At 60.1% G+C, this 15,460-nt stretch carries 14 protein-coding genes and 1 pseudogene; 4 read left to right on the top strand and 11 right to left on the bottom strand.

The window, feature by feature from the left end; genetic code table 11:
- Positions 1-36: 36 nt before the first annotated feature.
- The 3 genes from HGB51_RS03190 to HGB51_RS03180 form a co-directional block, all read right to left on the bottom strand.
- A complete protein-coding gene (locus HGB51_RS03190; RefSeq protein WP_070206328.1) occupies positions 37-534 on the bottom strand; it encodes a YciE/YciF ferroxidase family protein in 498 nt (165 codons plus the stop codon).
- 93 nt (positions 535-627) lie between these two features.
- Positions 628-1,020, bottom strand: coding sequence for a response regulator (locus HGB51_RS03185; RefSeq protein ID WP_070206327.1), 393 nt, complete (start codon positions 1,018-1,020; stop codon positions 628-630).
- Between the two features lie 322 nt (positions 1,021-1,342).
- Entirely contained in the window at positions 1,343-1,624 is a 282-nt protein-coding gene (locus HGB51_RS03180) for a hypothetical protein (protein WP_141738973.1), read from the bottom strand.
- 159 nt (positions 1,625-1,783) lie between these two features.
- Here HGB51_RS03180 and HGB51_RS03175 point away from each other — a divergent pair, with 159 nt between their 5' ends.
- The gene (locus HGB51_RS03175) at positions 1,784-2,779 is read left to right on the top strand and encodes a magnesium transporter CorA family protein (RefSeq protein ID WP_070206325.1); all 996 of its coding nucleotides are present in this window, start codon (positions 1,784-1,786) and stop codon (positions 2,777-2,779) included.
- 188 nt (positions 2,780-2,967) lie between these two features.
- On the opposite strand, the gene HGB51_RS03170 is transcribed toward HGB51_RS03175, so the two are convergent.
- From HGB51_RS03170 to HGB51_RS03150, 5 genes are all read right to left on the bottom strand, one after another.
- Positions 2,968-3,246, bottom strand: a complete 279-nt coding sequence (locus tag HGB51_RS03170) for a PQ-loop repeat-containing protein (protein ID WP_070206324.1) — start codon at positions 3,244-3,246, stop codon at positions 2,968-2,970.
- Complete coding sequence (locus tag HGB51_RS03165; protein WP_070206323.1) at positions 3,236-3,505, bottom strand: cyclase; 270 nt, start codon at positions 3,503-3,505, stop codon at positions 3,236-3,238. Before HGB51_RS03165 ends, HGB51_RS03170 begins: the two co-directional genes overlap by 11 nt.
- A gap of 781 nt (positions 3,506-4,286) precedes the next feature.
- Positions 4,287-5,975 carry a diguanylate cyclase gene (locus tag HGB51_RS03160; RefSeq protein ID WP_070206322.1) on the bottom strand — a complete coding sequence of 563 codons (1,689 nt, stop codon included), beginning with the start codon at positions 5,973-5,975 and terminating at the stop codon, positions 4,287-4,289.
- Between the two features lie 233 nt (positions 5,976-6,208).
- Positions 6,209-6,595, bottom strand: a complete 387-nt coding sequence (locus HGB51_RS03155) for a hypothetical protein (RefSeq protein WP_070206321.1) — start codon at positions 6,593-6,595, stop codon at positions 6,209-6,211.
- 86 nt (positions 6,596-6,681) lie between these two features.
- Positions 6,682-7,830, bottom strand: a complete 1,149-nt coding sequence (locus HGB51_RS03150) for a PAS domain-containing sensor histidine kinase (RefSeq protein WP_070206320.1) — start codon at positions 7,828-7,830, stop codon at positions 6,682-6,684.
- A 1,211-nt stretch (positions 7,831-9,041) separates the two neighbouring features.
- Between HGB51_RS03150 and HGB51_RS03145 the strand changes: the two genes are divergently transcribed.
- Positions 9,042-9,275: a hypothetical protein gene (locus tag HGB51_RS03145; RefSeq protein WP_070206319.1), complete on the top strand. Its 234-nt coding sequence runs from the start codon at positions 9,042-9,044 to the stop codon at positions 9,273-9,275.
- 192 nt (positions 9,276-9,467) lie between these two features.
- On the opposite strand, the gene HGB51_RS03140 is transcribed toward HGB51_RS03145, so the two are convergent.
- The gene (locus HGB51_RS03140; RefSeq protein ID WP_246233398.1) at positions 9,468-11,228 is read right to left on the bottom strand and encodes a sensor domain-containing diguanylate cyclase; all 1,761 of its coding nucleotides are present in this window, start codon (positions 11,226-11,228) and stop codon (positions 9,468-9,470) included.
- Positions 11,229-13,272: 2,044 nt separating this feature from the next.
- Here HGB51_RS03140 and HGB51_RS03135 point away from each other — a divergent pair.
- Positions 13,273-13,440: a hypothetical protein gene (locus HGB51_RS03135; protein WP_171966723.1), complete on the top strand. Its 168-nt coding sequence runs from the start codon at positions 13,273-13,275 to the stop codon at positions 13,438-13,440.
- A gap of 72 nt (positions 13,441-13,512) precedes the next feature.
- On the opposite strand, the gene HGB51_RS03130 is transcribed toward HGB51_RS03135, so the two are convergent.
- On the bottom strand, positions 13,513-13,965 hold the full coding sequence (locus HGB51_RS03130) for a hypothetical protein (RefSeq protein WP_070206318.1): 453 nt from the start codon (positions 13,963-13,965) through the stop codon (positions 13,513-13,515).
- A 107-nt stretch (positions 13,966-14,072) separates the two neighbouring features.
- Entirely contained in the window at positions 14,073-14,735 is a 663-nt protein-coding gene (locus HGB51_RS03125) for a YoaK family protein (protein WP_070206317.1), read from the bottom strand.
- A 310-nt stretch (positions 14,736-15,045) separates the two neighbouring features.
- Here HGB51_RS03125 and HGB51_RS03120 point away from each other — a divergent pair.
- Positions 15,046-15,327: pseudogene (locus HGB51_RS03120) on the top strand (ankyrin repeat domain-containing protein); the annotation flags it as partial.
- Between the last annotated feature and the right edge of the window lie 133 nt (positions 15,328-15,460).

Raw genomic sequence — 15,460 nt, 5'->3', positions numbered from 1 at the left:
TCCCAGAAAAGACGGGCCCGAAGGCCCGCCCAGAACTTACTTGGACTTGGCCGCGCTCTGGTTGCCTCCTTGCTCAGCGAGCAAGGTGAGCTTCTCGTCCGTGGCCTTTTCTTCTTCCAACGTCTCCAGCAGGTAGGGCAGGGCGTCTTTGTAGCCCAACTGTTTGGCCAGGGCGGCAATGGTGCCGTAGGAGGCGATTTCGTAGTGCTCCACCTTCTGGGCACCACCAATGAGGGCTGCGTCGCGCACTGGGCCCTTTTCGATTTCTTCGATGACTTCCTTGCCTTCTTCGACCAGGCCTTCCATCGCCGCGCACTTGATGCGCTTCAGGCGTATACCCAGGACTTCTACGACTTGGTCGATTCGCTCAATCTGGCCTTGGGTCTCTTCCAGGTGGGTTTCAAAGGCGGCGGCAAGGTCCGGATTTTCTGCGGCGCGGGCCAAGCGGGGGAGTGCCTTGGTCAGCTGCTTTTCGGCGCTGTAGATATCCGACAGCTCGTGCACAAACAGTTCTTCTGCGGTCTTGATTGCCATGCAAGGCACCTTCGTTCAGGGGATCGGATGCCTACCATGCGCCTGCCTTGGAGCAAGGAGCGTGAAGGTTTGTGCTCATGTGGAAGTGCGTCGTCACCCGGGCATCGGAACGCCACTCAAGCGGCTTTCCTCCACTGCGTTGATGAGGGCGGTGATGGGGTAGGGTTTGGAGAAGAAGGGCGCCCAACGGTGGTCAGCCGAGAGCTCTGAAGGATTGGAAGCGGAGGCAAAGACGTAGGGCACCCTTGCTGTGCGCAGCTCGTCTGCGAACTCCTTTGCATTCCCTCCAAAAATCCCCCAGTCGAGCACTGCGGCAGCCAAGGCGCCTCTCCCGATTTGGGCCTTTGCATCCCTTACGGTTCGCACGAGGTGGACATCGTAGCCAGCCATGACGAGGACTTCTTTGAGAAGCGGAGCCAAGTCCAAGTCATCTTCGAGCACTAGAAGGTTGCCGTGGACTGCGGGATAGGCGTGGATGGAAGACATGGGAGCGTTACGAATGGGTTGTCTGGACCCTAAGCCTCAACGCGTGATCGGGATCTCAAGACGCCGTCCAGAGTGTGGGCGGCATTGCCGTCCGGAAGGCCCGCTCGGCCTTTGCCAGTGTTGGCACCTCCCTGGGGCGGCTCCGGTCCCCCAACAAAGACCACACCGCAAATGCCGCGTTCAGTTCGCTCGCAAACGCTAGTGATATGGTCGCGCAGGGCCTCTCGCCGATTGTAGACGCGTCAGCGGCCGGGAATGGGCGGGACCTTCGGAAAGTCAGGGGGCTGCGAACGGCTCACAGCCAGCCCCCAATGTAGGGCCGTCAGGGCGCGGGAACAGGGCCGCTGAACCCCGTCGGAAACCTGGCCATGAAGTCGACGAACGTCTGTCCGGCAACAGCCTGCCGGGAAGCGCAGTTGGGACACTCGACCACGGTGCCGCCGTCGGGGATGTTCACCAGAGTGGGCGGACAGGTGCCCAGGAAGTTCTGACCGCAGTGGGTGCATTGAGCATACAACCAGTGCACCTTGACCGCTTCCGGTCCGGAAGCCGTCAGGCCGTTGCAATCCACCTCAAATAAGTAAAATGAACCGATATTCGGCATGTCGAACTCCTGTCGTCCCAACAAGAGAAATGGCGCTGAAAAGCTCACACGGGGATAAAATCGCGACCTAATCAGAGGCCGCACGGTCGACTGGACCCTCAGGACAATCCTAAACCCATCTTCACGCTGGGTCCAAGTTTACCCCCGCAGTATGGCGCTATGGACATGCCTCTAACGTGCGGCACCGGTGTCACTATTACTCTCTACCAGGAGAAGGGCAGCTGTCCGCTAGATATTGGAGAGTTGCCTAACACCGCGCCCAAGGATGACGAGCTGCTTTGGGTAGATCTCTGCGGGGCCAGCGACGCGGACGTAGAGCGGGTCTGGCAGGCGTTGGATTTGGGGCGGGGGTCGTTGCCGACAGGACCCATTTCTACCAATCCCAAGCTTGAGAAGTTTGCCAACCATTTCACGGCTCGGGTGGTTGCGGTGCTGCCGGGTCAGAACCTGAACTTTAAGGGCGCCGTCCTGACTATCATCGCGGGGGATAACTTTGTCGTAACGCACCACGTGGACGACATTGATTTCTTGGCGGACATGCGAGTCCGTGAGCCGGAGACCGTTTGCGACATCGGTTGCCTAGGCGAGGCAAGCTTCGTGGCTGCCCTGCTGGATTGGCACCTTTCGACTTATTTTTCCGCAGTAGCGCTTTTTGAGGTTGAGATTGAGCGCTTGGAGAGCCGCATCTTGTCCGATAAGCCGCCGGGCCGGTCCGCGTTGCCTCAGTTGTGCGCGCTTCGGGGTGCCGCCTCGCGCCTGCGGCGGATGCTCGCACCGCATCGGGTGGTCTTCGACGGGCTCTCGCGGCCGGACTTCGTTCCCGACGGGGCCGAAGAAGTGGCCCGGCATCTAAGCGAGCTGGACGACCGCTACGAACGGGCGTTGGACGTAGTGGAAAACGCCCGGGAACTCGTCGTGGGGAGCTTCCAATTGTTCAGCACACAGACCGAGCTCCAGACGAACGAACGCATGAAGCTGCTGACCTTCGTGACGGTCGTGACAGGCCTGTTGGCGGTCATCGCTGGCGCCCTGGGCATGAACTTCGACGCGAACTTCTTCAGCCTGAAAACCGAGGGCTTCTGGATCGCAGTGGCGGTCATGGTTGGGCTTGGACTCACGTCCATTTTTGTTGGCCGCAGGCGAGGGTGGTTGTAGTAGGCATGACTCCGCCTTCGTTGGAAAATATGGGCGACCTCGGCCCCGAGCGCTTCCTGGGGTCGGAATGGAGATGGGAGCGCCTAGGCAGCGCTGGACGTCACCCGAGTGGGCCAGCCTTGAGTCGATGGCACGCAACGTCGCCGGTCCGCTGCCTTCGCCGCCGGAGGAAGCAAACTACTACGGGGTCATCCTGGCGGTGTAGGGTGAGTTCGTTGCCGTCGACGCCAAGCCAAGACTTGGCCTATGACCGCCGTGAGCAGCAGCAGGGCATTGGTCACGACAAACACGGTCGAACCCAAGAGCGCACTGTAGATCGTGAACAAGGTGGACGCGGTCATCTGACCGACAAACAGCCACTTGGAGACGGTTTCGGGGTGGGGCGACTGCCACTGTTTGATCATCTGCCGGACCAGCGTGGCGATCAGCACGACGGTTGCGGCCCAGCCAAGAACATCAGGATGCATGATCGTTCATCTCACTATGGTCGGAAACAGTCGGCTCGCCGTGGTCGCCTGTCCGGCGCTTGTGCGGCTCCTCAATAATTAGCTTGTTGAGGATGCGAACCTCACCAACCATCGGCAGCCGCATGTCGCACACGATGTAGTCGGCCAGCGCCTCGTCAGTGATGTCGTCCCCGCGAATGTCCAAGCGGAAGCCTTGGCCTTGGATTCCGCCGCCGTTGCTGAAATCGATCTCGAAGTCAAAGCAGACCCGCTTTTCCATGTTGTTTTCCTTAGTTAGGCAACTAGTTCGGTGCTAAGGGCGGCCTCAGGTCATCGGCGCAGCGCCTGTTGTAGGAGCGAGTTGCTCCGGCAGTCCCAGGCATCCTATCGCCATGGTTAACATAATCGGGAGCCGCCCGCTCGAACAATGTGAACGTTGACGACCACGGGTCCGTTGTTCTTTGCCGGCTATGGCCAAAGTTGTGTGGCGGAGCGACGGTAGGAAGCGGGTTGGCTCCAGACACAACGTCATCGCCTTCACGCAATGGGTATTGAAGGGAGGGGGCACGCGGTGCAGACTGGCCTCGAGCCGGTGTTGCCGGCGGTGACAGCTTTACCAGGTCAGAGAGGTAGAAAGGTGGCGGTTGCAAATGCTCCAGACTCGTTTCACAGCGTAACGCTGTCCGTTGATGGGGCAACTTATACCGCTGACCTTTGGAGGGCCAGTGGTTCTCAATGGCGACTGCTCGCAGTGGAAGTCCACGGGTTGCCTCCCGTGCAACCCGCTCGGAAAGATTACCCTTCTTGTCAGTCGTCCCTTGAAGCCGCCGAGCGACTCGCTCAGGATGTTTTGAACGACGCTCCAGCCATTCAGGCGTTCGCCCAGCACAAGGAACGGCGGAGGACGTGAAGGTCGCAGAGCAGTTCTAGGAGTGTCATGGTTGCCCAAGCGACCGGCAGCCAAAGGCTGGTATCCGACGCCGGTCGCACTTGGGCGGGTTGACGTGCTCCCACGCAGCGCTGAAAAAGGGCTCGTGTCGGGACGGCGACCAAGCGGCTGCCTACCTTCTCTCCCGTTTCCGTCGGTCGTAGAGCTTCATATCTGCCCTGTTGATGGTGTCTGCCACCGATTCGGAGGGCCGCCCGATCGCGCAACCGCCCGAGAAGCAGATCGGAGCGTCGCTGGCATGCTCTTGGTAGGCCTGCTCCAGGACTTGAAGGCGGCCCATCGTTGCGCCTGGCACGAACACCAAGAACTCGTCGCCCCCAAGCCGCACCACTGCCTCTTCGCCCTCGAGCGGAGCCGAGAGAAACGCGACAAAATCCACCAAGACTTTGTCGCCTCGAGCGTGACCTTGGGTATCGTTGACCTCTTTGAAATGGTCCAGATCAAACACCAAACATCCCCAGCCGTCGAGCTGCTGGTTGGCCAATTCGCTGAGGTAGCGACGATTGAAAGCGCGCGTGAGCGGGTCACGCGTTGCCAAGTCATGAAGCTGCTTCTCCTGGATGTGCTGCGTGGTGATGTCTTGAGCATGGCCGAGCACATACGGGGGATCGGCTTCGGTGTCCAGCACGTTGTGATAAGCCCAGACTCTGCGGGAGCCATCGTGCGCCAACAACTCCATTGTCCCCGAGTCGCTGGCGTTCTCTGAGATGCGCTTCAGGTAGTCCTCATACGAGGCCCGCTTCTCCTTGGGGATGACATCAATCAGGCATCGGCCAATCAACGCGCCTTCGGGCATGCCCAGCGAGTGCGACGCGGCAGGGTTGACTGAGGTGATGGTGCCGTCGAGCGAGTGCGTGCAGATCAGGCCTAGGCTGTGTTGGAATAGCCGTCGGTAGCGGGCCTCGCTGCGACCCAATGCTTCCAGCGCCGTGCGCTGCTCGGTGACGTCTTGAATGGCCCCTATCAAGCGCCCGCCGGTTTCGCTGTCCTCTCGCTGACCCACGACATGCACCCAAATACGCTCTCCGGTCGCCTTGCTGGAGGGCAGGATCAAGTCCATCGGGGTTCCAAACCGCGTGCATTCGGTCAAGGCCGACTCCAAGCGTTGGCGGGCTTCGGTCGAGTAAAACGCCACCGCCGCGTCGAAAGAGGGCTTCGCATCCTCCGCTACGCCGTGAATAAAGTGGGTCTCCTTGGTCCACTTCAGCACGTTGGTCGCCAAAGAAAGCTCCCAGCCCCCCACCCTGGCCAACGAGTTGGTGCGCTCCAAGAAGAACTGGCTCCTTTGAAGCCGGCGTTGCAGGGCATGGGATTCGGTGACCCGTTCGAGCAACCGGGCGCGCTGCTGCATACCCACGGCAGCGGCTTGGGCTAAACAGGCCAAGGCTTGCGCATGCGCTTCGGAAATCTTTCCCGCCTCAGGGCTGAGTAAGCAGAGCGTCCCCACGCTTTCACCCTTGGCTGTTATGGGAGCTCCTACGTAGTGCCGGACGAACGGAGGGCCAATGACCAAGGGGTTGTCTGCGAACCGGGGGTCCTCGACGGCGTCCTCAACCTCGAATAGCAGGTCAGACTGGACCGCCCACGTGCAAAAGGAAATGTCCCTCGGCGTCTCCGTTACACCCGGCAAGCCCGTTTGCGACTTAAACCATTGCCTCTCCCCGTCGACCAGCGAGATGAGGGCGATGGGCATCCCTGTCATCGTTCGGGCGGCTTGGGTCAGTGCATCAAAGAAAGGCTCCGGATCGGAGTCCAGGATTCGCAGGGCATTGAGCGTGGAAAGGCGGTCCGCCTCGATCATCGCTGTGGTCCTCTTGGGATCAGTGCTCACCGAGCCAAAGCTTACGATCCTCCATGACCCAACGAAGTGAACGCCGCGTGCGGACCGTTCAGGCTGAGCGTTCTCCACCGGCCCGTCTCGGTAACCGGCTCCGAGCGAGGGGAAACCCATATCGGCGGGCACGCATTCGGCAGGGCCAACCACGTTCTGCCCGTAGGCAGCTACACCCCAAAAGGCTGCACCACGAGGGGCCGCTACTCGGACCGCCTCTTTTGAAAAAGCAAGACTTCCTTCCGAACGCTTGCGATTCCATCGCTAAAGGCACGTCTGTAGCCGGCCGAGTATTCGCTCAGGCCCGCCGGTCCATGACCATCGGTTCCTTCCTCGAAGATATCCAGCGCTGCGAGAAGGCTCGTTGGATCCGTGTGGGTTGCAATGGAAAGTCTCAAAGAGACCTCGAGCGCCTTTAAGTGCGCCAGCGTGAGCTCGAGCTGCCCCTCAATGCCGCGTATACGCTCCTGTATGAGATGCAGATTTGATAGATCCATGGTGAACGAACAAGTGATGGCCAACGCATGGTAGCAGCGTAGCTGGCCTGTCAATCCGTCGTCCACGTCCCCTCGGTTGACCTGACGATGCATGACTGGCCAACAGCGAACACAGGAGCGGCCTTAAGCGGTAAAACGGCACGGGCCAACACTGCGTGCCTGTGGCTTCCTTAAGGGCGTTAGTCGGCGAGCTCGGTGGGAGAGGGAGGCACCCGGGTGGGAAACCTCGCAACAAACTGGCTGCCTTTTCCCAAGCCTTTGCTTCGAGCCTGCACGGATCCGCCATGCTGCTCCAAAATCTTCTTAACCAATGCAAGCCCGATGCCTAGGCCCAGCCGCGTTCCTTTGACTCCGACTCGGGTGAAGGATCGAAAGAGATCGTCCAGTTTTGTTGGTTCAATCCCAATGCCTTCATCGGTGACGCGCACGATGACCTCTGATCCCTCCACGGTTCCAGTAAGCCAGATTCGGCCTGGCTCAGGCGTGTATCGCAGCGCGTTCGTGAGGAGGTTGACCACGACCTGTTGCATCCGCATCCGGTCGACCTGAATGCAAATATCGCCTGCAGGCACGAGGACAGCCAATGGCCGATCAAGTTGCCGCATCTGCGTGAGCGCAATCTGAGCGGAGCTTTCAAGAAGGTGTCGGAGGGTGCAAGTGGACGTGTCAAGCTGAAACCCCGTCGTCGAAACCTTGCTGTGGTCAAGCAGATCATCAACAAGACGGGTTGCAAGATCAAGGTTGTCGGAAAGGCCCTTGAGAGCGGCACTGGAAGCACTCGCGTCGCCCGACGTTCCCTCCAGAAGGTCCGATGCCACCATGATTCCTGCAAGGGGATTTCTAAGCTCGTGGGCGACCATGGCAATGGCGACGCCCATCTCTTCTGTCCGGTCTGCCGCCGCCGCCGCTTCGGCACGGGTGCGCTCCAGCTGAGCATGTTGCTCAGTGAGATCCCGAAAGATCTTTAGATAGCGAGCCGGGGCTTCGCCCGCCCCCAGATAAACGGTTAAGCCGCTGGCCCAGAACCGAGACCCGTTGAGTCGAGTCATCCACCGATCATCCGTAGCACTGCCGGTTTGCAATCCGACCTCGAGCTCGTGCTGAGGAATGCCGGTCGCCACGTCCTCGGGTGTGAAGAACTGCCCGAACCACAAGCCGACAAGCGCGTCAGCACCGGCCCCCAATATTTCGCCGGCCCCTGGGCTGGCCCAAATCACCGTCCCGCCAGCGTCTAGCGCGAGAATACAGTGCTGCAATGACCGAGCAGCGAACCGGGAAAGGACCTCTTGGGCCTGCAACTCATCTAAGGGGTGGGCATGCTTCGTCATGTGGCAGGTCGCGGGGTGGGCACGGGGCGAATGCTAGCGCATCCGCGCCAAGCGACGATCTGTTCAATGCTCACATGGCGCACCGCCGGATCCCTTGAGGCGCTCGACGCCAACGGCAGCGGCAACAGATAGGTCGGGACCCTGGTGATAGCTTGGTGAACGGGTGTCCGAGGGGGACCTTCTGGCCTGCAGCGATGCTGGGCGATGGAGCCTGGCGCGAGCGCGCTCGCATTTAGCAAGGCTGTTGGAGTCAGTTGAGCATGCCGCTGCTTCTGAGGTTAAATGCAAGGATGCTGCGTCCAGCGGCTATCGATCGTTGAAGTTGATTCGCACCAATGAACTAGGCTAACAATCACCGTGCTACCCCCGCAGTCGAACGCTCTCTATGTCCAGCTGAGCGCCATTGAGTTCTTGGGCTACAGCGAGGCAGGGCACCCCCTATTTCGGTTTCATCTGCCGCCTGAAGCACTACGCTCCCTCAACCATGTCATCCATTCGATGCCTGGTCTATCACTTCGGCTGTTCGTGTCTGGCCGTCCCTTGACCTCCATCTTTGCTGGGCCGCCACTGACCGCTCCTTATTTCACACTGACCGTCGCCGACGATACGCTTGCCGGGCAGTTGCATGCCGTTGCGCTAGGCATCGTGCATGTGCCCCATTGCTCCATCCAGCCTGCCTAGGCAGCACACCGCCCTTGTTAGGCATGCATTGCCCAATGTGGGTGGAGCTGCCGCGAGCACACCCGCGACGGTGGCGCGCAGGCGCGAAGCCTTCTGCTTTTCTGAATCCTTCATTTCCTCACCAACGGCGCCTAGATGGACGATCTGAGTGGGCTAAGCGCCTGCTGAGGCCGGATTGCCTTCTTCCTGGTATTGGCTAAACGGCTTACAGTCCTACAACACATCGCCCATCCTTGCGATAGGCGGGCCCCGATTCAAACCGCTTGTCGGTCGAACTACGTCGCTCGTTTCTTCGATCTGCTGTGGCCCCCGGACCTGTAGGCACGGAACCGTGTTGCCAACCCGTGCCCACAGTGCAATGCTGCCTGCGCTGGATGTTGCAGGCTCAATGAGCCACAGGGTTGAGCGCGGCCATGACAGGATGTATCTGAGCAGTGTTTCTTCCGGATTGTCTAATACAGCTTTCTGACAGCGTTGCGAGTAGTGAACGGAGTGCACTGCGGGAATGATGTGGAAAGCCTTGGCCAGGCATGAAAGAAATGGGCAGTCAGCAGGCGGACGATCGCCACTACGACGTGGTCTTGGGAATCTTTGACACCACTTACACCGCAGAGGTCTGGCGGGAGTCGGCGGACGACTGGGTTCTGCTCGGCGTTCGGCTCGAGAGCGGCGCAGGCGGTCCCATCGACCGAAGCTCATTCGAAACGTTAGAAGCCGCGCTGCTTGCAGCGGAGAACTTGGCTAAGCGCCTGATTGTTGGCTAATCGTTGCCGACCGCGGCGACAGGCAGCCTCAAAGGGGCGGACCAAGGGTGGGCCTGAGGTTTCCGACCGGGTAGGGAGGTGTGGTCATGAGTAGCCGTCTTGCGTGACCTTCAATCCCGGGCGCGCCTTCGAGGGGCCTGGCGCGCCCTTCAGTGCCTTGGGCGACGTCCCCAGGCAGCAATGAGGCGCTATTCAAGTGGACACGGCTGGTTGCCAGGGGAAGACGGGACTCTTCGTAAGCATTTCGCTGAGTTGAGCCGGGGGCATCGGCCGAGCAAGGGCATACCCTTGGACTTCATCACAGCCCAGCGCTTTGAGGCACTCTACCTGTTCAACCGTTTCCGCCCCCTCGGCAACGGTTACATACCCCAAGTCTTGGGCAAGGCGCACGATTGCCTGCGCTTTGAGGCAGGCGCGCTCATCTACAACAATGTTATCTATCAATGACTTGTCGAGCTTGAGGGTATGGATTGGCAGTTCGGTGAGGTAGCCAAAGTTGCTATAGCCGCTGCCAAAATCATCGATCGCTACTCGAACGCCTGCGGCGGCGAGTTCGGAGATTTGCTCGCCCGGCAAGGAGTCCGCCCTTAGCCACTCGCCTTCAGTGATTTCCACCTCGACATCCACCGGCGCCAGGCCTTTGCCTTCAATCATCGCCAGAATCTGGGCAGCGGCGTCCGCCTTCGCGAGATCCTTCACCGATAGGTTGATAGAAAGACACAGCTCAATGCCGCTTCGCCTCCAAATCGCAAGCTGCTCGAAGGCGGTCTCCAAGACCCAAGCGGTCACGCTGCCGATGAGGGCGGTGCGCTCAAACACTGGAATGAACTCGGCGGGACTCACCGGTCCCAATCGAGGATGGTTCCACCGAATCAGGACCTCTGCCGAGCGCAGGCTTGAATCCGAAAGTTGGAACCTGGGCTGGTAGACGAGGTGGAACTCTTGCTGACGCAGGCTGCGTTCGGCGTCGGCAGCCAAGCGGTAGCCACGGCGCAGGCTTTCGTCTCTTGTCTCCGAATACCAGCTAACAAGGCCTTGGGTGGAGATAGCCGAATGCAAGCCGATCAGTATCTTTCGGATGACGTCCTTGGCCTCGTCAACGCCTAAGTCAACGGTGCATGCTCCTGCGTGGAACATGGGTGCCATCGGGACGGCGCCCGCCATCAGGGGGCGGATCATCCGCTTCTGAATCTCGGTAAGCAACGATTCGAGATCAGCGGGCCTCGGCAGGTCGATCAAAAAGGCAAACCGTGTGACGCCCACATGGTAAACGTCTGCAAGCCCGTCTAAGGCCAGTTTCAGGCGGACCCCAGCACGTCTTATCAGCGCTTCCAGCGGCGGCATGCCAAGGACCTGACCTGCTTCATTGGCCCTGTGGATGTCCAAGATATCCACCAGGACTGCATACATTCTTCTCCCAGGCTCGCGTCGCGCAAGGCTTTCATAGTCGATAGCGAACTGATGGCGATTTGGCAGCCCGCTGACCGGCTCGCGCCGTCCCGACAACGCCCGTAGCTCAAGTTGATGCATCACGCTTTGGCCAAGCGTCTCCAACTGCCGTCGATCTGCGTCAGAGAACTCTCGCGGCATCGTGTCCATGATGCAGAGCGCCCCTATGGCGATGCCGTTTTGGGCCATTAGCGGCGCACCCGCGTAAAAGCGCAGGTAGGGCGGCTTGATAACCAACGGGTTGTCCCGAAAGCGCAGGTCCTCGCGCAGGTCGTCCACGACCATGACTTGGTCCGAACCAATGGTGTGGGAGCAAATCGATTCGCGGATATGGGTCTGCGCCATTGGCAACCCAAGCCGAGAAATCAACTTCTGCTTGTCCACCTCAACCAAGGAGACGAAGGCGACGGGCGTCTCGAAAGTGTATGCAGTGAGTTCTGTCAGGCGATCGAGCGATACCCCTGCGGCCAAATCCAAGGCCTGCAAGCTGCTTAGGGCGATCAACCGTTCTTCGGTGCCAGTAGGGGGCATAAGCTAACGCGTTCTGGGACAGGATCAGATTACGCCTTGAGGAGAAGGCGTGTCATCGTTATCGGCTGCCGCAGCACTATCTACAGAGAAGACCCGACGTCCTCCTGAAGCGTTCAGTCCCCACCCATCGGTGCCGATCGCCTTACCCGGTCTCTGCTGTAGCACCGGCCCCGAGAAGAGGGCGGATTAAGCCCACAGCCGTGAAACACTCATGCCCTACAGATTGAACGGCGCCGCTTCAGGCGAACATCCTGCGCGTGAACGTGGCATAGTGAAGTGACCACGAGGTCCGCCAACTTCGGGCACTCCTGACTGATGCAGTCATTGGCGATGCCGGGGCTCTCCAATGGCTGAGGAAACATCAAGTGTTTCTCCGTGGTTGAGTCGACGCCCCCCACTGGGGCACCGTCGTGACCGGTTTTTTTGTCTACCTCCGTCGTCCAAGTCCGCCGCCGGTCACCCTACCAACCTCCAGCGGGCCGCCGCAGGGACCCACAGGCCGTCGGTTCTAGCCTGGGCTGTCCGTTGGACGCCAGGTGCTTGCTGCTTCGGTTAAATGCGCTGGGACTAAAATACCGATCAATCGGTTCGCGATGACAGGTGCCGTTTGACCAGGGCATCAAGGCAGTAGATTCCAGAAGAAGGCCTTTGGCTGTCTGGATCCACCGAGCCAAAGTGAGCCCAACTCGCTGCCGCCAACCGAGACGTGTCCATCGCCGCTGCCGATATCATGCGCATTGCCCAGTAGGGAAAAGCCGCTGGAAGACGGTGCCGCTGGTCAATTCTAGAAGCGCTGTGTGGCTTCGGGAGGCTTGAACCCCTGCATAGATCTGCTAGGACGTCTTCAGGGCTTTGGCGCCAATGATGAAGTGTTCAGGGTTCCTTCCGAGCTCGTTCGCGCGTAACCTGAGCAAACATGCAGGAGTAGAGCAAGTGGTTCAGTCGGGGCGAGTCGGAATACGTTGGTTGAGCTTTCGTCTTCGAAGCGGTCAGTCGATTTCCCCTGGCAAGCTAAGAGACGCGTGGTCCCATGCGACGCAAACCAATAGATGCGCTGTGAGGCGCGACGTCTTGAGCAGCAGTGATTGCATTTACGGGCTCTACGCGCCCGAGCGCTTGGCGTCCCCGTGCGACGCCGAGCTGCGAATGCGGGACTTTCTGACCAAAGAAGGCTACGTGTTCACCATGAGCACGATCCAGGGGAAAGGGCCGAAGGCGCAAGACGTTGAGGAGAGCTAGTCTTCGCGGTCGTCGCGGGATCAGCGGGCTCCAAGCGTATGCCCTTCAGTAGTCTATGTTGTCGGTTAGGATCTTGGGTGTAGATTTGTCCCAGGCTTCGGGAGGACACAATGGCCAGCAAACGGGTGGTCAGTTGCATTGCCCACGACCCTGCAAAGCCATCCGGCGGCGTCGCGGCGATCGGTGGGGTTCATCCGGATGGGCGGTGTTGGTCCTTATCCGTCGAAGCGGCCATGGCAGGGATTGATCGGGGCGAGTGGGTTTTCTACGTGGAGCTGGCAGCGGGTCTTGTCCCGATTACAGTCAGCGCGACCGAAAGCGGTGATCGCTCCCTGAGTGCGCACACAGATGATGCACGAACCGACCACTTGGCAGCGTTGCAGGAATGCCCTCGGTCAGGCCCGTCGACTGCATGAGGCATCCGGCAGGCACTCGGTGTTAGACATGTGGACCGGTAGCACGCGCGAAAGGAGCGAGGCGGCGGAAAAATGCCCGCCGACGGTCTAGATTCGGCAAGGACTATGGGCGACCCTGCAGGTCAGGTCCACGGCTCGGGATGCTTTTCGGGGCAGTTCCCTTTGCAGTGATGGGGCTTCTTCTCTACTTCCGTTGCGACGCCTAGGCGCGGTCGCCATAGCTGCGCTGTGCATTGCCCTGAAGCGTTTAACGATGTGGGGATGGTGTATCCCATGTAGCGGATTTCGCAACGGAATCGTTACCTACAGCGGCCTACGGTAGCTCATCGGCCTCGCGGTGATGCCAACTGTCGGAGATGACCATGGGCAACCAGAATCAGCAAAACACCAATCCTGATCAGGATGAGCAGGACAAGAAAAACCAACAGGGGAATGACGAGAGGCGCCAAGAGCAAGAGCCGGTGGGGCGAGAGCAAGACCCCGAAAGCGTCCGCGACCTGGGCGGCACGGAAGCAGAAGAAGGAGAGTGAAGTTTGCGTTCCCAGCCTCAGGAGAGCCCGGCTTAAGGTCGGGCTCTCTCGGGCTAGACGCCGAGCTTTTGTTCAGCTGCCGCTGGTGATCGGCGGGGTGTCCTGCGCTTCTAAAGGTTCATCACCGGCCGTTTCCGTCAATGGCGGCGGCTGCGCTGGCAGTCGGCGGCAGAGCCATAACGCGAACAACGCATTTTCCACACTGGGAGTCACCTTTTTTCCGGAGCGCGCCTCCGCCTCCAGCGTATCCAGGAACGACGTCCCAGCATTGAACTGCTCAACGGATGGGTGAAACCGGTGCACTGGAGCAAACAAGGTAGCCGGATCGATTCCTGACCCCTGGCACAGCAAAGAAAGGAATGACGCCTTGCCTTCCTCGGTCATGCCGGTAAGCGGAGGCTTGGACGGGTGAAGCCACATCAATCCCAGCGAGGTCAGGCGAAGCAACCGGGCGGGGGAGGGCCTAAAGCCTTGGGCCGCCATGCTGAGGTCCGCCAACAAATCCAGCTGCTTTTGAAGTTCCATGAGCTCCTGCCCTTTTGCCTGTCACACCCGGCAATGTGTCACCCCATTGCGGTGCATTCAAGCGCAAGGGCTACGCATCCCCACGATGAGATGGCGCGGACGCGATCCTATTGCCGCAGCTTGGCTCGATGCAGATGGAGCCAAAGCCCAAAGCCACATAGAGCGGCCGTGGCCGACGGCAAGAGCAACGTGAGGAATCCCAGGTGATGGAAGGCGATAGCTGCAACCATTCCGCCCGTTGAGAAGCCCAGCAGCACCAATCCCCACATGCCCAGCCGACGGCGGGGGGCAGGATTGCCCCGGCAGACCTGACCGAGCACGAGGCCGAAGTCCGTGAAAAAGCCGGTCAGGTGCGTGGTTCGGATGGCGGAGCCGCTGTAAAAAGAGGTCATGGCGTTTTGCATCCCACAGCCTGCAGCAGCAAGGCAAGCACCGGAGGCATTGCCTCCGGCGAGTAGGGCGGCCGCGACGGCGAAGAGCGCGGCCTCGGCGGCGAGGAGCGCCACGTAAGCGGCCGAAAGGCTGCGGTCTCGAAGCAGCATGCCGGCACCGAACGAGCCGGCGACGAACCCGGCCACTACTGCGAGCAGCTGCTGAGCAGCACCCCAGTTGCTGCCCTCGAGTGCAATGCTCTGAAGGCTCACGGTCCCTGTCATGTGACTGAAGGCCTGGTGTTCATACCCCAAGTAGCCGACCGCGTTGACCACGCCGGCTGCAAAGGCAAGCAGGCCAGTTCCGACCCAAACGATCCGAGGCACGTCTATGCCCACGAGATGACTCCTGTTCAATGAACGGTCGGGCCCTGATCGACGCGCCAGCGGCGCCTCCCTTGGCATCGACTGGCGCGGTGGCGACTGGGCTACCCAGTGAGTATAGAATCTTCACAGCCCCATCTTTGGGCTGAGGGCGCTGGCGAGGAGACCTGGGGATGGATGCGTTGCCGAAAGCCATTGCACTGGGGTGGGGCAAGCTTTACATGACCGTCCCCGAGTTTCGCGAAACGTTTAGGCACATGATGTCCGCGGTCGATCAGTTGCCGTCGACCCTTGTCAAGAGAGGACGGGCGCTGGACTATCGGCCTTACACCACGCGTGCCGAACGGGCGACTTGGAGCTTGTCGAGGGGCTCTTGCAGACAGGAATCGATGCGAATTCCTATCCCTATACCGAAGACGAGACGGATGAGCCTCCGTTGATCTGGCTAATCACCGCAGACGCGTTGGACACCGACACCAAGATCGCCGTGGCAGCGCTTCTGTTGAGGTTCGGGGCTGATCTGGCGGAGGGAGAAGCGCTGGCCTTCGCCATGGAGTCCAATGATCCCCTGTTCGCGGACTACTTGAGGCGTTCAATGCAGCATTGAGCTGCTGATAGCGTTCGGTGCCCTTCCAGCAGGACGCGGTCCGCCGCTAAACCACTGCTGGCAACTTTCGATGCCCGGGCGCCATGCACCGAGCGCAAAGCGGTCAATCCGTGAAGACCTCAGCCATGCTTCT

It is taken from the genome of Stenotrophomonas bentonitica (genome assembly GCF_013185915.1).
In the GTDB taxonomy this organism is placed as follows: domain Bacteria; phylum Pseudomonadota; class Gammaproteobacteria; order Xanthomonadales; family Xanthomonadaceae; genus Stenotrophomonas; species Stenotrophomonas bentonitica.
This window is presented reverse-complemented; position numbering and strand designations above follow the sequence as displayed.